This is a genomic window from Fontimonas sp. SYSU GA230001 (assembly GCF_040066175.1).
Taxonomy (GTDB): Bacteria; Pseudomonadota; Gammaproteobacteria; order Nevskiales; family Nevskiaceae; genus Solimonas.
This window is the reverse complement of the sequence record NZ_JBEAAM010000013.1, coordinates 105484-124209: the sequence shown is the minus strand read 5'-3', so window position 1 is coordinate 124209 and position 18726 is coordinate 105484. Positions and strand designations below refer to the sequence as shown.

General features: G+C 68.2%; 13 protein-coding genes and 1 tRNA gene. 11 read left to right on the top strand and 3 right to left on the bottom strand.

Translation table 11 applies throughout. The features are described 5' to 3' along the window. Positions 1-360 precede the first annotated feature (360 nt). The 4 genes from AAG565_RS08590 to AAG565_RS08575 all read left to right on the top strand — a co-directional run bounded on the left by AAG565_RS08590 (position 361) and on the right by AAG565_RS08575 (position 4639). On the top strand, positions 361-921 hold the full coding sequence (locus AAG565_RS08590) for a hypothetical protein (RefSeq protein ID WP_348819164.1): 561 nt from the start codon (positions 361-363) through the stop codon (positions 919-921). Positions 922-1024: 103 nt separating this feature from the next. After that, the gene (locus tag AAG565_RS08585; RefSeq protein ID WP_348819163.1) at positions 1025-1822 is read left to right on the top strand and encodes a hypothetical protein; all 798 of its coding nucleotides are present in this window, start codon (positions 1025-1027) and stop codon (positions 1820-1822) included. A 2-nt stretch (positions 1823-1824) separates the two neighbouring features. Further along, complete coding sequence (locus tag AAG565_RS08580) at positions 1825-3945, top strand: YjbH domain-containing protein (RefSeq protein WP_348819162.1); 2121 nt, start codon at positions 1825-1827, stop codon at positions 3943-3945. Continuing rightward, positions 3935-4639 (top strand): hypothetical protein, encoded by a 705-nt coding sequence (locus AAG565_RS08575; RefSeq protein ID WP_348819161.1) that lies wholly within the window; start codon positions 3935-3937, stop codon positions 4637-4639. The genes AAG565_RS08580 and AAG565_RS08575 overlap by 11 nt, the downstream gene beginning before the upstream one ends. Before the next feature lie 2 nt (positions 4640-4641). Here the strand turns inward: AAG565_RS08575 and AAG565_RS08570 are convergent, their stop codons facing one another. Then, on the bottom strand, positions 4642-7710 hold the full coding sequence (locus AAG565_RS08570) for a phospholipid carrier-dependent glycosyltransferase (RefSeq protein WP_348819160.1): 3069 nt from the start codon (positions 7708-7710) through the stop codon (positions 4642-4644). Between the two features lie 97 nt (positions 7711-7807). Here AAG565_RS08570 and AAG565_RS08565 point away from each other — a divergent pair, with 97 nt between their 5' ends. From AAG565_RS08565 to AAG565_RS08550, 4 genes are all read left to right on the top strand, one after another. After that, positions 7808-8224 (top strand): GtrA family protein, encoded by a 417-nt coding sequence (locus AAG565_RS08565; protein WP_348819159.1) that lies wholly within the window; start codon positions 7808-7810, stop codon positions 8222-8224. A 2-nt stretch (positions 8225-8226) separates the two neighbouring features. Then, a complete protein-coding gene (locus tag AAG565_RS08560; RefSeq protein WP_348819167.1) occupies positions 8227-9231 on the top strand; it encodes a glycosyltransferase family 2 protein in 1005 nt (334 codons plus the stop codon). 82 nt (positions 9232-9313) lie between these two features. After that, entirely contained in the window at positions 9314-12064 is a 2751-nt protein-coding gene (locus AAG565_RS08555) for a PD-(D/E)XK nuclease family protein (protein ID WP_348819158.1), read from the top strand. Further along, positions 12061-15510 carry a UvrD-helicase domain-containing protein gene (locus AAG565_RS08550; RefSeq protein WP_348819157.1) on the top strand — a complete coding sequence of 1150 codons (3450 nt, stop codon included), beginning with the start codon at positions 12061-12063 and terminating at the stop codon, positions 15508-15510. The genes AAG565_RS08555 and AAG565_RS08550 overlap by 4 nt, the downstream gene beginning before the upstream one ends. A gap of 57 nt (positions 15511-15567) precedes the next feature. Here AAG565_RS08550 and fdxA read toward each other — a convergent pair whose 3' ends face one another. Both fdxA and AAG565_RS08540 read right to left on the bottom strand, forming a co-directional pair. Beyond that, positions 15568-15891 carry a ferredoxin FdxA gene (gene fdxA, locus AAG565_RS08545; protein WP_348819156.1) on the bottom strand — a complete coding sequence of 108 codons (324 nt, stop codon included), beginning with the start codon at positions 15889-15891 and terminating at the stop codon, positions 15568-15570. A 45-nt stretch (positions 15892-15936) separates the two neighbouring features. After that, positions 15937-16536 carry an NUDIX hydrolase gene (locus tag AAG565_RS08540; protein WP_348819155.1) on the bottom strand — a complete coding sequence of 200 codons (600 nt, stop codon included), beginning with the start codon at positions 16534-16536 and terminating at the stop codon, positions 15937-15939. A 133-nt stretch (positions 16537-16669) separates the two neighbouring features. On the opposite strand from AAG565_RS08540, the gene AAG565_RS08535 reads away from it, so the two are divergent. The 3 genes from AAG565_RS08535 (at position 16670) to queA (ending at position 18708) form a co-directional block, all read left to right on the top strand. Continuing rightward, complete coding sequence (locus AAG565_RS08535; RefSeq protein WP_348819154.1) at positions 16670-17476, top strand: outer membrane beta-barrel protein; 807 nt, start codon at positions 16670-16672, stop codon at positions 17474-17476. A gap of 87 nt (positions 17477-17563) precedes the next feature. After that, a tRNA-Leu gene (locus AAG565_RS08530) sits at positions 17564-17651 on the top strand. A 25-nt stretch (positions 17652-17676) separates the two neighbouring features. Continuing rightward, positions 17677-18708 (top strand): tRNA preQ1(34) S-adenosylmethionine ribosyltransferase-isomerase QueA, encoded by a 1032-nt coding sequence (gene queA, locus AAG565_RS08525; protein WP_348819153.1) that lies wholly within the window; start codon positions 17677-17679, stop codon positions 18706-18708. Positions 18709-18726 lie beyond the last annotated feature (18 nt).

Genomic DNA, 18726 nt, shown 5'->3' with positions numbered 1-18726 from the left:
ATCATCCTCCGATGATCCCGCCGCCCCGCCGGCCTTTCAGGCTCACTTCACGTTGGAATCACGCACCCCCTTCAGGCTCATGTGTCATTGGAAGAGGCTGACACTGGCCACGCACCATGAGTCTGGTATACTCGAATAGCCTGCAGCTGAGTTCTGCGCCGCCCGCTGCGGACTTGCGGCGCCTATGAGTCGAACAAACAGGGGATAGGGATGAAAAGGCAGTTCGTCGTTGCCCTCGTGGCCGCTGCGTTCTTGAGTGGTCAAGCTGCTGTATCCATGTACTCGGCCACAGTGCTTGCTCAGGCGCCTGCGCCGGCGGGGCAGCTGAGTCCTGCAGATGCTGCAAAGGTGGCCCAGAAGATGGGCAAGTCGCTCGAGCAGGCAGTCCGTCAAGGACTGATGCAAAAGCTGGCCAACGGCAACTACGTCGTGACCGAGTCGGGCGCCGCGCTACTGGCTGGCCTGGGCGTCGAGGTGGCAGGATTCGCCGGCTTGTCGGCGCTGCAGATCACCGGACTTGTCGCATTGGCGCTCGGACTGACCGTCATTGGTGCGAATCTCGTGGACGACGCCGTCGGAAGCGGTTTGCCCCGTGAGACCTTGGTGCCGACGCCGACCCCGACTGCGGTGCCGGGCACGCCGACGCCTACCCCGACTGCGGTGCCGGGCACACCGACGCCTACCCCGACTGCGGTGCCGGGCACACCGACGCCGACCCCGACTGCGGTGCCGGGCACACCGACGCCCACACCGAGTGCGGTGCCGAGCACGCCGACGCCCACACCGAGTGCGGTGCCGAGTACGCCGACGCCGATCCCGACGCTGGTACCGACTCCGACGCCCGTAACTCCGACGCCAACGCCGCCGGGACCAACCGCGCCGCCGTGCACCACCTGTAATCCGCCGACGACGGGCACTTAAGCTTCGGGTCTGATGCCGTACGGGCTGGCTCCTTGTTTCGGAGCCAGCCTTTATTTTTGGGACCCTTCGCGGGTGACGAATTTCTGGTTAGACGGACGAGATCATGAAACGTCGTTCGATGATCGCGACGCTCGGTGTCGTTACCGCCGGCGCTCTGTTGTGGGGCGCCGTGTTCCCCTGCGCTGCGCAGGGTTTTGCGGCGCGCGCCCAGCAGGAATCGGCCGGCGAGGCCGGTCTAGGCGCCATCCAGATCTGGGGCGCGGTGGCAAGCCCGGGTTCGATTGCACTGTCGATCGAACGCTATCTGGGTTTTTCGGCAGCGCTTGCCAGTGCTGGCGGGCTGGCGCAGTCCGCCTATCTCCTGGGGGCCGTGTTGCTGCGCGAGCAGCGCGTTGTCGCTGCTGTCGCGGCCAGTGGCAAGGACTGTTTGGGCGCGGATGTGTTACAGACACTTGCGGTCATCGAAGACATCGCGGTGGATTCTTCTCTACGCATTGCCATTCGCAAGCGGCTGATCGAAGGTTCACTGAGGCGGGTGCCGCTGCCCAAGGATTTTGCACGTTGGCGTGGTCAGAAGGATATCCCGATCGAACTGATCGACGGCGATATCCTGCTGGTCCCGCGCACGCTTGGCTTCGTCTACGTGCAGCACGGTCAAGGCGTCGTCGCACGAGTCGAGTATCGCCCCGGGGGGCTCGCAGAGGATTACACGCGATCGATCGGTATCGGTGGGCGCGTGTTCTCGGGTGATGACCTCATCGTGTTCCCGGACGGCCGCGCGCAAGCGCTCCGGCTCAATTTCTGGAGTTACGAACCGACGCCTGTTCCGCCGGGCTCGCTGCTGATCGTGGATGCGCAGGACCGCCATTGCCTTGCCGCGCCGGGACGGGCGGGAGAGTAGGAATGAGGGCCGCTTGGCGATGGCTTCTCGGGGCGGCCGGCCTCGTATGCGTCGGCATGGTTCGGGCCGAGCCCGATTGGGTCAGCCAAATCGGGTACCCCGGTGCGCTGCAGACCCCGTCGGCGTTTGCTGAGCCCGAGGGCACTTTCGCGTTCGGGATCTCCTCGGCGTTGCCCTACAACACACTGTATGTGAGCTTGCAGCCATTCAGCTGGCTGAACTTCGGCGCGCGCTACACGGACATCACGGACAGGCGCTATGCGAGCAGCACGACCGGGCAGTCCTACAAGGACAAGGCTTTCGACCTGTCATTGCGGCTGGTCGAAGGCGGCGGTGCCTTTCCCGCCGTTGCGGCCGGCATCATCGATATCGGCGGTACCGGGCTGTTTGCCAGTGAGTATCTGGTTGCGTCGCAGCGCATCTTCGATGTCTATGCCACGCTGGGACTCGGCTGGGGGCGTCTGGGTTCCGCGGGCGATTTTCGCAATCCGCTGATCGGAGTGAGTGATTCTTTCCGCACGCGCCGGCGCATTGCATCGGGACTGGAGAATACCGGCCGGCTGGCCTACAAGGCCTGGTTTCGCGGCGAGGATACCGCGCTGTTCGGAAGCTTGGTCTGGAACCCGGGGTTCCTCAGCGACTGGTCTTTCATCGTTGAAGTGGAAGGCAACGACTATTCGCACGAACCGGCCAAGCGCCCGGTCTCGGCGCCATCGCGAGTGAACTATGGCGTCGCCTACGTCTTCGGTCCGGACGCCAAGGTGGGCCTTTCTTATCTGCGAGGCGATACCATTGCATTCTCCCTGGGGATTTCGCCCACGGCCGGGACCAACCAGATCGACGCCGCTGCACGTGCGCCGTTGCCGGAACTCGCATCGTTGCGCCACCCCGCCTACCGTCCGGTGCTGTCGGACGAGCTGGCAAGAAACCTCGAGCAGATTTACCGATCCTTGCAGTATCGGGGATTCGCCGTGCATGCCATCGACTGGGACGAGGCATCACGCACCGTCACGGTCTGGCAGACCAGCTTCACCTCCAAGGACCCGCTGTACATCCAGCAGTTCGTGTCCAGAATCGTCGCGGGCAACATGGGCGTCGATGTCCGCTCGGTCAAGGTGGCTACGGTGGCGGCGGGCGTCGAGGCCGTGCGCGTCGAGACACCATATCCCTTGGTCGAAGCGGATGCCCGGGGCGAGGTTGGCGAAGACGAATACGCCTACTTGGCCATCGCCGAGCCGGGGCAGGGCTGGGCGATGGATCGCGCCAGCTTCCCCGATCTGCTGGACTATCCGACCTGGACCGCGGGCATCAATCCCGCGTATCGCGCCAACATCGGAGGGCCGCAGGGATTCATCCTCGGACAAGTCCTGCTCAGGCCATATTTCTCCCTCCAGCTGGTTCGAAGCCTGAGCTTCACGACCTCCATTGCCGTCAATGTCTATTCGGAGTTGGATCAAGTCAGCCCGGTTCGCAGCGGATCGTTGCCGCCGGTACGCAGCGATCTCGAGTTGTACCAGTCCCAGAGTGGGGACGTGTATCTGGAGCAGATGTCGGCCGATTTCATTTTTCCGATCGCGCAGGAATGGTATGGCCGACTGTCGGCAGGTATCTTCGAGGAGATGTACGGCGGCGTCGCCGGAGAGATCCTGTACCGGCCATTTTCTTCGCGATTCGCCGTTTCCCTGAATGGCAACTACGTCAAGAAAAGAGCCTATGACCAACGCTTCGATTTCCTGGACTACGAAGTCGCCACCGGATTCCTCACGTTCTACTATGCGACGCCATGGCAGGGCGTCACGGTGAATCTCAGCGCGGGACGTTATCTGGCGAAGGATCTCGGAGGAACCCTGGAAGTGGCCCGGGAGTTCAGAAATGGGGCGCGTTTCGGCGTCTTTGCGACCAAGACCAATGTGTCGGCGAAGGAGTTCGGCGAGGGTTCGTTCGACAAGGGATTCTTTTTCTCGATCCCTCTGGAAGTCGGTCCCCGAAAGCTGAACAACAACAGCTTTTCGACCACATACCGGTTCTTGTCGCGTGACGGCGGTGCCAGGGCCAGCGACGGTCGGTCTCTGTACCCGATCTTCGGTAGTTACTCAGCCAGTGCCATCGACAATGCTCGGTAAGTCGAAGTGGCGTCAGCCCGCGTGGTGCGCGCTGGGCGCCGCGCTTCTGGTCTCGGGCTGCATCTACAATCCAGTCGCACCCGTCGGTCAGGCGGTCCGAGAATCCTTGGTCGACGGCATTTCAGACGAAATGAGGGGCAGGTTGATCCACCTCCGGGGCATGGAGTATGCGCTGCTCTACATGCGTCTTCCAGACCGCCGCGAGGCCGCGTTCATTCTCGCCGAGCGGGGCGGAAGCCGTGCTCCCGACGTCTGGGTCGGGGGGGACGGCGTGTCGATCGGGATCGACGCCCCCTATGTCAACTGGACATCCGGTTTTGCCAACGATGTCGAGTTCCTGACCACGGTGCGGTCGGGGGCGTTGCGGGATTTCCTTCAGCAGGGCAAGGAGTTCATGTTCCCGGGAGCGCCTGCGGTGATGTGGGGGCGCCGCAAGGGCTATGACGCATGGATCGAGCAAATCGCCTGGAACTGCGACCGGCAAGAAGTGTACTACCGAGGGTTGGCCTATGAAGGCCCGGCCCTGCTGATTACCGAATGCGTTGAAACCACAGGACGGCCGGGGCACTTCGAGCGCAAGTACTGGATCGACACACGACGACGCGCCGTCCTGCGCATGACCGGGCCGATCTGGGCAGACAGCAAGCCGCTGTACATGGAGTGGGTCCGTGTACCCGATCCGGCGGAACGCTGACGCTACAGCATCCACCACGTCGGCAGCCAGCGCAGCGACGCGAACCAGGCCTTGGGCGCGGGCTGTCCGGAAATCGTCGGGTAGAACCACGCGAACAGCAGTCCGGCGGTGATGAGGCAGCCGATGGGCAGCCAGCGCAGGCGCGGGTGCCTTCCCAGGCCGAGCAGGTAGTTGCCGAGCAGCGGGATCAGCACCAGCACTGCGGGATAGTAGTGGTAGTTGAAGATCGCGCGATCGATCAGGGCCCAGGGCAGGTAGAGGCTGGCCCAGCTGCCGACCAGCAGTGCGTCGGCGCTGCGCACGGCGCGCAGGTTGCGCCACAGTACGGCGCAGACCAGCAGGCTCGTGCCCCACCAGATCAGCGGATTGCCGAGGATGGAGATCACCGAGCGCGGCTCGCCCTCACCGGTATAGATCCACAGCGGCTTGAGGTCGAGCGGCCAGGACCAGAACGGTGACGAGAACGGATGCGTGCTGGTCAGCTGCGAGTGGTAGTTGTAGATGTCGCGCTGCGACTTGACGACTTGCCAGAACCCTTCGGCACTGAACAGCGACGGTGCATGATCCAGGCAGCGCAGGAAGGGGATGTAGCTGAGGTAGTAGATCAGCGCCGGAACGGCGGCGAAGGCCAGTGCCGCACCCAGCGTGCGCGATGCGGTGGGACGCCAGTGGCGCAGGCCGTCGCGCACGAGGCCGCTGCCGGTGCTGGACACGAAGAACAGCAGGACGCCGATGCCGGCGTAGAGCGCGCTCCATTTGACCGCGATCGCGGCGCCGAGGCTGGCGCCGGCGGCGAGCAGCGGTGCGCTCGGGCGCCAGCCGTCGCGCCAGTCGGCAAGACGCCGCAGGCCGAACGCCTGCCACAGGAACAGCACGCCGAGCAGGATGAACAGGCCGAGGATCGCGTCGATGGTCGCATAGCGGCCGATCGTGAAGCGCGAGAACTCGAACAGACCCAGGCCGCCGGTCAGCAGCATGCCGCGCAGCGTGCCGTTGAACAGCCAGCCGGCCCAGGCGAGCACGCCGACCGTCAGTGCCGAAGCCAGCACGCCGACGAAGCGCCAGCCGAAGGGCGTCATGCCCAGCATGTCGATGCCGGCCGAGATCAGCCATTTGCCGAGCGGCGGATGGGTGGTTTCGTAGATCGGCAGCCGGTGCAGGAATTCGTAGGCGGTGCGCCCGTGGTAGATCTCGTCGAAGTACGGGCTGGCCATGTAGCCGCGCCGGGCCAGCCAGGTGGCGGGCTCGTCGATCAGTGCGCGCGCTTGTTCGTCGCTCAGTCCGGGGTGATCGAGCGTCTCGGGTACCAGGGCGCGGCCGTCGCCGTCGAGCAAGCCCAGTTCGTTGACGCGCCAGTTCTTGCCGGTCGCGTGCCAGCGGTAGCGTGTGCTCGGCGCGGCCTTGTCCAGATCGATTTCGTGCAGCTTGTAGAAATCGGCCAGTTCGCGTTCGGGAATCAGTTCCACCCATTGGTCGGCGACGAGCTGTTCGAGGCGCAGCCTGGTGCTGCTCTCGCCCGCATAGATCAGCGCCTTGCTCGCCACGACCGGCCGCTCGTAGCGGTATTCGACGGAAAAGCCGTCCGTCTTGAGCCCGTGGATGGGGTAGTTCGTCGTGCCGACGCGGTACAGCCCGACCGCCAGCGCCGCGAGCACGAAGCCGGCGACGACCAGGCTCTGCTGCAGGGTCCAGCGCGGCAACACGGCAGGCGTCGGTGCCGGATCCCATGCCGGCAGGCGCAGGCGCGGCAGGCGTGCGGCGACCCGGTCGGGCCAGTCGGGCAGCTGCCAGTAGAGCAGGGTCAGCAGCGACACGGCGACGTTGATCGCCGAGCTGACGCGGATGAAAGGCGTGTCCGCCGGCGCGATCTGCTTCAGGTCGATGTAGTGGTAATAGACGTAGGCGAGGTTGGCGAGGCTGGCGCAGGTCCAGGCCAGGATCAGCGGCAGGCGCACGCGCGCCGGATCGAGCAGCAGCAGCATCGGCAGCAGCATCAGGATGTAGCGCTCGTGCATGCGCGGAGCGAGCATGAAGAACGCGACCGTCGCGAGCACGAAGGCCCAGGCCATCAGCGCGCCGCGTGCCTCGGGTTCGGTCGTGCGACGCAGGCGCAGGCCGAGGTGGATCGCCGCGGCGAGGATGGCGACGGCGGCATCGATCAGCGCCCAGATCTGCATCGGCAGGCCGAAGGCCATGCCGGCGTCCTTCTTCCAGTTCCAGCCGAGCAGCGCCCACAGGTTGTAGGCGTTGACCGTCATGTAGTTGTAGGTCTCGGCGGTGCTCAGGTACAGCGACGGCAGCCAGTCCCAGGCGCGCGACCACGCGAACGGCAGGACGATCAGCGCGAAGGTCGCCCCGCCGACCGCCAGTGCCGTGCCGACCTGTCGCAGCGAACCGCTGATCAGCAGCGCGATGCCGAAGATGCCGGCGTACAGCGCGCCCTGCGGCTTGAAGGCGAGGGCGATCGCGAAGACCAGCGCGGCCAGCGCGATATGCTGCGCCCGCCAGGCGCGCCAGCCGAGCACGATCAGCAGGCACAGCAGCGCCTCGGTCTGCCCCCACAGCGCGCCGGTGAAGATCATCGCCGGGTTGAGCCAGTACAGGCTGGCCAGTCCCCAGCCGCGTGCATCGCCCAGCTGCTCGCGCAGCACGCGCAGCAGCATCAGCGACACGCCGATGTCGCACAGCAGCGCCGGCAGCTTGATCAGGGCCGTGAAGTGCGCCGATCCGCCCCAGTCGAGAACGCGCGCGATCGTGCCCAGCGCCGCGAGTACGTACATGTAGAACGGCGGGTAGTCGGCGAAGTAGCCTTCCTTGTACAGATTCAGCGGATCGGCCGGATCGGAGGCGGTCAGCGCCCAGGCCTTGTAGGTGCCCGTGTCGTAGTGGAAGCCGCTGGCCCAGAGCAGCGGCAGGCGCAGCAGCACGCCGAGCGCGAGCCAGGCGATCAGCCGTGGCGCCGCCATCCGGTCCGGCACGGCAGCGGCCGACGGGACGGTGCGCCGGGCGATGAAACCGGCGAGCAGCAGAAAGACCGAGCCATACAGGCTCACGAACGCCACGGTATTCATGGCTGTCAGCGTTGTGGAGACACGAAGCCGCGCAGTTTACGCGTTATCATTTGCCAAGGCCGCGGCCGACGGCGCCGGGCGTCCACGAACTGCAGACATGAGCCGGGATCGATCCGCCAGCCGCTCTACATGGCCGATGCGCTTCGCCCGCTTCGTCGTGGTCGGCGGTTTCGCCACGGTGCTGATGTATGTCCTGCTCGTGATCGGTACCGAACTGCTCGGGATCGCGCCGGTGATCAGCTCGGTACTGGCCTACCTGCTCAGCGCGCTGGCGAACTACGCCCTCAATCACCGCTACACCTTCCGCAGCACCCAGGCGCACCGGATCGCACTGGCGCGCTTTGCCGTCGTCTCCGGCTGCGGCCTGCTGCTCAACGCCCTCATCATGTATGTCGGCACGGAGCTGTATTCTTGGCATTATCTGATCGCGCAGGTGCTGGCGACGGTCTGCGTGTTGTTCTGGAACTTCCTGGGGAGCCAGCTGTGGACGTTCCGCGCGTCCGCGGCGAGATGAACATGCCCGTCAAGCCGCCGATCCAGTTGTCGATCGTCATGCCCTGCTACAACGAGGAGGCCGTGCTGCCGGAGACGATCCGGCGTGTCTCGGCCGTGCTCGAGGGCCTGCGCGCCGCGGGCAAGATCGACGAGCGCAGCCGCATGGTCCTGGTGGACGACGGCAGCCGTGACCGCACCTGGGCGCTGATCGATGCCGCGTGCCGCAGCAACCCGTGGGTGTCCGGCATCAAGCTCGCCCGCAATCACGGCCATCAGAACGCGCTGCTGGCCGGTCTGTTCACCGCCGCGGGCGATGCCGTGATCTCGCTCGACGCAGATCTGCAGGACGATGTCAACGCGATCGGCGAGATGGTCGATCGGTTCATCGAAGGGGCCGACGTGGTGTACGGCGTGCGCCGGCGTCGCGATCTCGACAGCCTGTTCAAGCGTTCGACGGCGCGCGGCTTCTACCGAGTGATGAACGCGCTCGGTGTGAAGCTGGTCAGCGACCACGCCGACTACCGCCTGCTCAGCCGCCGCGCGCTGGATCATCTGCGCGACTTCCGCGAGGTCAACCTGTTCCTGCGCGGCATCGTGCCGATGCTCGGGTTCAGTTCGGCCTGCGTGTACTACGACCGCGCCGACCGTCACGCCGGCGAGTCCAAGTACCCGCTGCGCAAGATGATCAGCTTTGCACTGAACGGACTGACCTCGTTCTCGAACTTTCCGCTGCGCATGATCACCGCGCTCGGTTTCGTCGTCTTCGTTTTCGCGCTGGCGGCCAGCGCATGGATTCTGTACGTCGCGTTGTTCACCGGCCGCGCCGTGCCCGGCTGGGCCTCGACCGCGCTGCCGATGTACCTGCTCGGTGGCGTGCAGCTGCTGTGCCTGGGGGTGATGGGCGAGTACATCGGCCGCATCTACAGCGAAGTCAAGGCACGGCCGCGCTACATCATCGAGACGGTCGTCGATCCGCCGCCGGCGGAGCGGCACCGGGTCGAGGGCGCCGGGTCGCCGCTGCGGTAGCGCGGAGCGTGGCTGGCTCCGTCGATCCGGCCGGACCGACGAGGGCTCGGATTCTGAGCCTGGCGGCGGGCACAATGCCGCCATGGAGATCACCGACTTGTCCGAGCTGGAGCGCGAGGCGCTGTTCGAGCTGCTGTCCGCGGCAGGACCGGCTGCACCGGACGCGCCGGTCGTGCTGTGCGCGAGCGCGCGGCTGGCGCAGCATCTCCAGGACGCCTATGCGCGCTGGCAGCTGGCGCGGGGTGCGACGGCCTGGCCGACACCGCTCATGCGCACTGCGGAGTCCTGGCTGTTCGAACTGGGCGAGCAGCAGCGCCTGCGGTTGCAGACGCACCGGGCGCCCGTCGCGGACGTCCTGACCGAAACCGAATCGGCGCTGATCTGGCGCCTGATCGTCGCAGAGTCGTGCAGCGAACTGCCGCTGCTGCGCGAAGCCGACGCGGCGACGCTGGCTGCCGAGGCCTGGCGTCTGTGCGAGGATCACGACCTGCGCAGGCCCTTGCCCGCGGTGAATGCCGACGTCGAGCGTTTCAACCTCTGGGCGCAGGCCTACGCGAGGCGCTGCGAGCGCCTGCAGCGCGTCGATCGTGGTGTGCAGCGGCGTGCGCTGATCGAGGCCCTGGCGGCGCGACGGCTGCCGGCACCGGCGCGTCTCGTCCTCGCCGGCCATGATCGCTGCGCGCCGTGGCTGCAGGCGCTGATTGCCGCGCTGCGCGCGGCTGGATCGCAGCTGTACCGGCTGCGGGCGCCACGGCAGACGGCGAACATCAGTGCGCGCATCGCCGCGGATGCCGAGCAGGAGCTGCGGCTGGCCGCGGACTGGGTGCGCGAGCGGGCACGGGCAGAGCCGCGCTCGCGCATCGGCGTGATCGTTCCGGACCTGCAGGCGCGGCGTGCCGACGTGCTGCGCGTGTTCGACCAGGCATTGTGCGCCTCGGTCGATGCGTTGCCGCCGACTGCCGGCGAACGGCCGTACAACCTGAGCCTGGGTGAACCGCTGGCCGGCGTCGGCGTCGTGCAGTGCGCGCTGACGCTGCTGCGGCTGTGCGTCGGTCCGATCGATCTCGCGCAGGCGGGCGCCTTGCTGTGCAATCCGTACTGGGGCGCCGGCCCTGACGAGATCCTGGCCCGTGCCGACCTCGATCGCGTGCTGCGCGAGCGCGGCCATCTGCAGGTCGATCTGCCGCTGTTGGCCGGCCTGGCCCGGTCGCTGCCGCAGCCGGCCGGTCGTGCACGCTTCGAGCAGCTGTTGCGGCTGCGCACGCTCGGTGCGGCCGAGCCCGGCGACTGGGCCGAGCGTTTCGGTCACTGGCTCGACGCCGCCGGCTGGCCGGGACCGCGCACGCCCGACAGCGCCGAGTTCCAGGCGCTCGAGGCCTGGCGCGGCCTGCTGCGCGAGCTGGCCGGACTGGGCCGCGTCAGTGGACGGATCGGGGCATCCGGCGCGCTGGTGCAGCTCGAACAGCTGGCCCGGCAGCGCGTGTTCCAGCCACAGACGCCGCCGGTGAACATCCAGGTGCTCGGCGCGCTGGAGGCCGAGGGGCTCGACTTCGATGCGTTGTGGGTCCTGGGGCTGGACGACGAGCGCTGGCCGTCACGGCGCCCGGCCAATCCCTTCATCCCGCATGAGCTGCAGCGCCGCTTCGAGCTGCCGCATGCCTCGTCCGCGCAGGATCTGGCCTGGGCCGAGCGCATGACGGCGCGCTGGCGCGAGGCGGCCGCCGAAGTCGTGTTCAGCTGGGCGGCACGCGAGGAAGACCGCGAGCTGTCGCCGAGCCCGCTGATCGCGGCGGAAGCGCGGTCGGCGCGCCTGCATCCGGTCGATCCGATCGCTCCGGCCTGGCGTGCGGTGCAGGCCACCGGCCACGACGAGCAGCGCGCCGACGACCACGCGCCGCCACCAGATGACGAGGTGCCGGTGCCGGGCGGCGCGCGCCTGCTCGGCGACCAGGCGCGCTGTCCGTTCCGCGCGTTCGCGACGCATCGGCTCGGTGCGCAGCCGCTCGAACAGCCGGGCTATGGCCCCAATCATTTCGATCGCGGCCTGCTGGTGCATCGCGTGCTCGAACGTCTCTGGCGGGCGTTGCACACCCAGGCCGCGCTGCTCGCGCTCGACGATGCCGGACTGCGGCTGCGCATCGACGAAGCCGTGACCGCCGAGCTGGACGCGCTGGCGACCGCCAACCCGCAGCGGTTCACGCCGGCGCTGCGGCGCCTGGAGGTCGAACGTCTGCGCGCGCTCGTCGGCGAATGGATGGAACGAGAACGCGAGCGGCCGGCTTTCGTCGTCGAACTGCTGGAGGGCAGCCCGCCGTCGGCGCTGCGCGGACAGCAGGAGCGAGTGAGCTTCGGTGGCATGCAGCTGCAGTTGCGCCCGGATCGCATCGACCGGCTCGCCGACGGCAGCCGGCTGGTCATCGACTACAAGACCGCTGCGCGCCGGCCTGCGCCGTGGCGCGATGGTCGCCCGGACGAGCCACAGCTGCTGCTGTACGCGCTGACGCGGCCGGATGTCGCCGGCCTGGCCTATGCGCGTTTGCGCGCCGGGAGCGTCGGCTTCGACGGCCTGGGTGCGCAGGCCGATCTCGCGCCCGGCGTGCGCGACTACGCCGACGTCAAGGAAACCCGCGATGCGACCAGCTGGGACGGCCTGATGGGACGCTGGCGCGGGCAGCTCGAGACCTTGACCGGCGAGGTGCGGCGCGGACTGGCCAGCGTGACGCCCAAGCACCCGCGCCAGTCCTGCCGCGACTGCCATCTGCACGCCGTGTGCCGGATCCGCGAGCACGTCGCCGCGGCCGAGTTCGACGACGAAGCGGGAGTGGACGCATGAGCCCGGCGCCCGATCCGGTGGTCGATGCCGGTGAGCGTGCCGCGGCGCTCGATCCCGCGCGCAGCTTCATCGTCCAGGCGCCTGCAGGCTCGGGCAAGACCGAGCTGCTGACCCAGCGCCTGCTCGTGCTGCTCGGCACCGTCGATGAACCCGAGGAGGTCGTGGCGATGACCTTCACGCGCAAGGCTGCGGCGGAGATGCGTCAGCGCGTGTTCACGGCCGTGCGTGGCGCGCTCGACGAGACTCCGCCGCAGGACGCGCACAAGGCCACGACCTGGTCGCTGGCGCGCGCGGCGCTGGCGCGTTCGCGCGCCCGCGGCTGGCGGCTGGAAGACAATCCGCAGCGCCTGCGCGTGCTGACGATCGATGCACTGTGCGCGCAGATCGTGCAGCAGGCCCCCTTGACCGCCGGGGTCGGCGGGCGCGTCCAGATCACCGAGCAGGCCGAACCGCTGTATCGCGAGGCCGCACGCGCGACGCTGGCGATGCTGGAGCACGAGGGGTCGGCGGCGCGGGCGGTCGCGCGCGTGCTGCGTCACTTCGACAACCGCACCGCGGTGCTGGAGCAGCAGCTCGTCGATCTGCTGGGCAAGCGCGAGCAGTGGCTGGTGCTGGCCACGCGCGAGGGCCGCAGCGCCCGGCCACGCGAGGTGCTGGAGCGCACGCTGCAGTGGATCGTCGAGGACGCGCTGCAGCGGGCCACTGCCGTCGTTCCAGAGGCGCTGCGTGCGGCCTGGCTGGAGTCGGCGCGCCATGCCTCCGCGCAGCGCCAGGCCGAGGAACCCGACCTGCCCCTGCACCTGCTGCGCGATGGCCGCTGGCCATCGGCAGTGCCCGACGATCTGCCGCGCTGGCGCGCGCTGCTCGAACTGGTGTTCACCCAGGGCGATCCCCCCGACTGGCGGCGCACGGTCAATGCCAAGCAGGGATTTCCCGCGGGCCAGACCAAGGCGGAGAAAGCCCAACTCGGCCCTGCGCGCGACGCGCATCTGCAGCTGATCGACGCGCTGGCCGGGCTGCCGGGCGCCCGCTCGGCGCTGCTCGCCCTCCACACCTTGCCGGCACCCCGGTACGAGGACGCGCAATGGGACGTTCTGCAGGCGCTGCTCGATACGCTGCGCCTCGCGGCGGCGCAGCTACGCGTCGTGTTCGCCGCCCGCGGCGAGGTGGATTTCGCTGAAGTCGCCGCGCAGGCGATCACCGCACTGGGCGATCCCGAACGGCCCAGCGATCTGGCGCTCAAGCTCGACTACCGCGTCCGTCACCTGTTGATCGACGAGTTTCAGGACACGTCCAGCGTGCAATGGGAGCTGCTGCTGCGGCTGACCGCGGGCTGGATGCCGGGCGATGGGCGCAGCCTGTTCCTGGTCGGCGATCCGATGCAGAGCATCTACCGCTTCCGCGAAGCCGAGGTGGGGCTGTTCCTGCGCGCCTGGCGCGATGGCATCGGCGGTCTGTCGCTGGAGCCCCTGCGCCTGCGCTGCAATTTCCGCTCGCAGCCCGGCATCGTCGAGTGGGTCAACGCTGCGTTCGCGCAGGTGCTGCCGCCGGTCGCGGATCCCAATCGCGGCGCGGTGCCCTACAGCCCGGCACAGGCGGTTCGTGCCGCGGGCACGGCGCCCGCCGTCGGCGTGCACGCCCTGGTCGGGGCGGATGCCCGCGCCGAGGCGCTGCGCGTGCGCGAGCTGGTGCTCGCGGCGCGCGCGCGTGATCCGCAAGGCACGATCGCCATCCTGGTGCGCAGCCGCGGACATCTGCTCGATATCGTGCCGGTGCTGCGCGACGCCGGCATCGCCTGCCGCGCGGTGGACATTGAGAGCCTGGCCGAGCGGCCGGTGATCGGCGATCTGCGTGCGCTGACCTGGGCACTGCTGCATCCGCAGGATCGCAGTGCGTGGCTCGCGGTGCTGCGCGCACCCTGGTGCGGATTGACGCTGGCCGACCTGTACGTGCTGTGCGCGGACCTGCCGCGTCAGCTGAGCCTGCTGTCGGCGCTGCGTGATCCGGCGCGGCGCCAACGCCTGAGTGCGGAGGGCCGGCAGCGGCTGGCGCCGGTCCTGGACGCGATCGAGGCGGCGCTGGCGGTGCAGGGGCGGCGCCCGCTGCGGCGCTGGGTCGAGTCGGCATGGCTGGCGCTGGGTGGGCCGGCTTGCGCACGCGAACCCTCGGCATTGGCCGATGCGGCGGCGTACTTCGACTGCCTGCAGCAGGTCGCGCCGGGCGCGATGCTCGACGACTTCGCGCGCCTCGATCTGGCGCTCGCGCAGCTGCGGGCGGCGCCCGATCCGGGTGCCGACGGCCGCGTCAGCGTGATGACCATCCACAAGTCCAAGGGGCTGGAGTTCGACACCGTGATCGTGCCCGGCCTGGCGCGCGGAACGCGCAGCGATGGCGCGCCGTTGATCGCCTGGGCGCAGCTCAGCGACGTCGATGGGCAGGAACGGCTCGTGCTGGCGCCGGTGCACGCCACCGGCGACGAGCGCGACGCCAGCTACGACTACGTGCGCGCGCTCGACGCGGACAAGCAGTGCCACGAGGATGGACGGCTGCTGTATGTCGCCGCCACGCGCGCGCGCCAGCAACTGCATCTGCTGGCTGCGGTCGGACGTGACGCCAAGGGTAAGGTGGCGACGCCCCCGGGGCGCAGTCTGCTGGCGCGGCTGTGGCCCGCCGTCGCGGCGCAGTTCGAGGCCGCCGCCACGACGGCCGAGGTGTCGCCGGGCACCGCGCAGGCTGCCGCGGCGGAGATGCCGGCCGCGGACGTTCTGGCACCGCCGCTGCGGCGCCGGGTGGGCTGGACCGCGCCGGTGCTGCAGGCCGCGGTGCCGCTCGCGCAGGCGGCCGTCGGCGATCGTGCGGCCGCGCCGCAGTTCGACTGGGCCGGCGAGACCGCACGTTGTGTCGGCATCGTCTTTCACCGCTGGGTGCAGTTCATTGCCGGGGACGGCGTTGAGCACTGGCCGCCGGCGCGCTGTGACGAACTCGCTGCGGGCATCGAGCAGGATCTGCGCCGCGAAGGCGTGCGTGCGGCGCAGCTCGCGGCCGCATGCGACCGGGTGCTGGCCGCTCTGCGCAGCACGCTCGGCGATGCGCGCGGACGCTGGCTGCTGCGCCGCGAGCACGCCGAGTCTTACAGCGAACTGGCGCTGAGCGTGTCCGAACGCGAGCGCGTGCGTCGCCTGGTCATCGATCGCTGTTTCGTCGATGAGCATGGCGTGCGCTGGATCGTCGATTTCAAGACCAGCACACACGAAGGCGGTGACGCGGCCAGCTTCGTGCGCCAGGAGATCGAGCGGTACCGCCCGCAGCTTGAGGCTTACGTGCAGGCGCTGGCGGCGCTGTATCGTGGTTCTGCGTCGGAACGGCCGCTGCGCGCCGCGCTGTATCTGCCGCTGATCGAGGATCCGGCACTGCGCTGGGCTGAGTTGACGACCGTGGCGACTTGAGCCGGCGCGCAAACGCAAACGGCGCCTTGCGGCGCCGTCCGGCATGCGTGAGGGGCTTCAGCGTTCGAGCAGGTCCAGCTTGCCCGGCTTGCCGTCCCAGTCCTTGGCGTCCGCGGGCGGTTCCTTGCGTTCGGTGATCACCGGCCATTGCTTGGCCAGCTGGGCGTTGAGTTCCTTGAAATGTGCCTGATCCGCAGGCAGGTCATCCTCGGCGAAGATCGCCTCGGCCGGACACTCCGGCTCGCACAGCGTGCAGTCGATGCACTCCTCGGGATCGATCACCAGGAAATTCGATCCCTCGTGGAAGCAGTCCACCGGGCAGACTTCCACGCAGTCGGTGTACTTGCACTTGATGCAGTTTTCGGTGACGACGAAGGTCATGAGACGCTCTGGAAACGGGAACAGACGGTGCCGTAGTTTAAACGATCAACTCGCCGCAGGATCGTCGCCGGGCACCTCGGCACGCTCCGGCGCACGCGGCCTGAAGCTCAGGTCGAGCACGTGGGTCGTGTACGCGCCGCGGCGCCGGTCGTCGAAGAAGTGCCGAAGGCTGTGCCAGATGGTCGGAAAGGCGATGTCGTCCCAGGGGATCTCGTCTTCGGCCATCAGCATCACCTCGGAGCTCTCCGCGGTCGGTCCGAACGCCGGCGCGAGCAGGCGTCCGCAATGGATCATGTAGATCTGGCTGACATAGGGGACGTTGATGACCATCAGCAGCGTGCCCACCTCGACGTCGGCGCGCGACTCCTCGCGCGCCTCGCGCGCGGCACCGGCGGCGCTGGTCTCGCCCATCTCCATGAACCCGGCCGGGAAGGTCCACAGGCCGAGCCGCGGCTCGATCGCGCGGCGGCACATCAGGATGCGTCCATCCTCCCATTCCGGGATCACGCCGACGATCACCTTGGGGTTGCGGTACTGGATGTGTCCGCAGTTGCTGCAGACGTGGCGCGGCAGGTGATCACCGTCCGGTACGCGGTACTCGACGCTGTGCCCACAGGCGTTGCAGTAGCGAGGTTCCGGAAACATGCGCGATGGTCTGTTGCATCCGCGACGGCGCGGACCGAGCGCGCACTATAGCCGCTGAAGTGGATTTACGCGGAAAAATCGGAGAACATCCGCCTGCAAAACAAGCACCTTTCTGGATATCTGGGGGATGGTCATGAAGAAGCTCGGTGTGCTCGCCTTCGGCCTGATGGCGTCCACGGCAGTGTTTGCCCAAGAGGAGGCGGTGCCGGAGGCGGAGACCGACAGCGGTTACACGGAGATGGCGACCGATCCGGCCGACGTGCCGGAATCCCAGGACGAGGGCGCCGCAGCCGATGCCGATGGCGGCGCCGGCGACGAGGCGGCAGCCGAGACCGAGGCTTCGTCGGACACGTCCGGTACCGAGGAGAGCTACGCCTCGGGCGACGACACCGGCGATCAGGCCAGTGACGAGGCCGGGGACGAGGCGGGGTCCGGCGAGGAGCCGGGTGAAGGGCACAAGTTCTATGTCGGCGGCGATTACGTGTGGACCCACGTGTCGTTCTCGAAGCCCGCGCTGGGCGCGGCCTTCGGCGGCGAGGAACTCGACTCGAAGATGTACCGTGTCCGTGCGGGCATGCGTGTGTTCGAGGCCGTCGGGCTCGAGGTACAGGCCGGATTCGATGGCGGCAGTTCCGACAAACCGAACGACGGCGAATACAGCACCCAGCAGTTCTACGGGGTGTATCTGGTACCGACCGGCGTGCTGTTCGATCTCGTCGAGGTCGGTGGCGCGATCGGATACGCCAGCACCAAGCTCGAGCGCGGCAGTGCATCGGAGACGCTCAGCGGTGCGAGTTTCGGCGTCAACCTCGACATCCCGTTGTTCACCAGCGACGCGCTCGAATTGCGCGTGGGCGGTGGCGGCACGGTGTTCCGGGCGCAGAACTCGGCGCGCATCAGCGGCTATCACGCCGGCGTGCGCATCGACTTCCGCCTCTAACCTCCGCATCGTCGGACCCACGGGCGGCTGCGGCCGCCCGTTTCATGCGCCCGGCATGAGTCCGCTGGCTATAATGCGCGCCCCCACGCCGAAGTGGCGGAATCGGTAGACGCAGCGGACTCAAAATCCGCCGAGGCAACCCCTCGTGAGAGTTCGAGTCTCTCCTTCGGCACCACCGATCGCCACGGAGACCCTGCTTCGTGCGCCGATCGGATTTTCACTACGACCTTCCCCCTGAACTGATCGCCCAGCATCCGGCGCCGCGCCGCTCGGCCAGCCGTTTGCTGCATGTCGGTCGCGGCGATGCCCTGCACGATCGGCGCATCGCCGATCTGCCGGGTCTGCTGTCGGCCGGCGACCTGCTGGTGTTCAACGACACGCGGGTGATTCCGGCGCGTCTGTTCGGACGCAAGCCGACGGGCGGCCGCGTGGAGATTCTCGTCGAGCGCGTGCTCGACGCACATGAGTTCATCGCACAACTGGGCGTCAGCAAGAAGCCGAAAGCCGGCGGGACGATCCTGGTCGGCGATGCGGACCGCCTGACGGTGCTGGGCCGCAACGAGGATCTGTTCCGGCTGCGCTACGAGGGTGGGGATGGCGTGCTGGCCTTCCTGGAGCGGGCCGGACGGCTGCCGCTGCCGCCGTACATCACGCATGACCCGGACGCCGAGGACCGCGAGCGCTACCAGACCGTGTTCGCGCGCGAACCCGGTGCGGTCGCCGCGCCGACGGCCGGCCTGCATTTCGACGAGGAGCTGCTGGCGGCGGTGCGCGCGCGCGGCGTCGAGACGGCGACGCTGACCCTGCACGTCGGCGCAGGCACGTTCCAGCCGGTGCGCGTCGAGGATCTGGCACAGCACCGCATGCACGCGGAGCGCTACAGCATCGGACCGGAGCTGTGCGCCGCCCTCGTGCGCGTGCGCGAGCGCGGCGGCCGGGTCGTCGCGGTCGGCACGACGGTCACCCGTGCGCTGGAATCCGCCGCGCTGGCCCAGGATCGCGAGGCGACGCTGCTGCCGGCGTCCGGCGAGACGCGCCTGTTCATCACGCCGGGATTCCGCTTCCGCGTCGTGGACCGGTTGCTGACCAATTTTCATCTGCCCGAGTCCACGCTGATGATGCTGGTCTGCGCCTTCGGTGGCTACGAGCGGGTGATGCGCGCCTACCGTCACGCGGTCGCGCAGCGCTACCGCTTCTTCAGCTACGGTGATGCGATGCTGCTGGATCGCTGAGGAGCGGTTCACGGAAGC

Excerpts from the sequence above, each read along its gene's own strand:
- AAG565_RS08590 (WP_348819164.1), top strand. The coding sequence starts at position 361 with ATGGGCAAGTCGCTCGAGCAGGCAGTCCGTCAAGGACTGATGCAAAAG.
- AAG565_RS08585 (WP_348819163.1), top strand. The coding sequence starts at position 1,025 with ATGAAACGTCGTTCGATGATCGCGACGCTCGGTGTCGTTACCGCCGGC.
- AAG565_RS08580 (WP_348819162.1), top strand. The coding sequence starts at position 1,825 with ATGAGGGCCGCTTGGCGATGGCTTCTCGGGGCGGCCGGCCTCGTATGC.
- AAG565_RS08575 (WP_348819161.1), top strand. The coding sequence starts at position 3,935 with ATGCTCGGTAAGTCGAAGTGGCGTCAGCCCGCGTGGTGCGCGCTGGGC.
- AAG565_RS08570 (WP_348819160.1), bottom strand. The coding sequence starts at position 7,710 with ATGAATACCGTGGCGTTCGTGAGCCTGTATGGCTCGGTCTTTCTGCTG.
- AAG565_RS08565 (WP_348819159.1), top strand. The coding sequence starts at position 7,808 with ATGAGCCGGGATCGATCCGCCAGCCGCTCTACATGGCCGATGCGCTTC.
- AAG565_RS08560 (WP_348819167.1), top strand. The coding sequence starts at position 8,227 with ATGCCCGTCAAGCCGCCGATCCAGTTGTCGATCGTCATGCCCTGCTAC.
- AAG565_RS08555 (WP_348819158.1), top strand. The coding sequence starts at position 9,314 with ATGGAGATCACCGACTTGTCCGAGCTGGAGCGCGAGGCGCTGTTCGAG.
- AAG565_RS08550 (WP_348819157.1), top strand. The coding sequence starts at position 12,061 with ATGAGCCCGGCGCCCGATCCGGTGGTCGATGCCGGTGAGCGTGCCGCG.
- fdxA (WP_348819156.1), bottom strand. The coding sequence starts at position 15,891 with ATGACCTTCGTCGTCACCGAAAACTGCATCAAGTGCAAGTACACCGAC.
- AAG565_RS08540 (WP_348819155.1), bottom strand. The coding sequence starts at position 16,536 with ATGTTTCCGGAACCTCGCTACTGCAACGCCTGTGGGCACAGCGTCGAG.
- AAG565_RS08535 (WP_348819154.1), top strand. The coding sequence starts at position 16,670 with ATGAAGAAGCTCGGTGTGCTCGCCTTCGGCCTGATGGCGTCCACGGCA.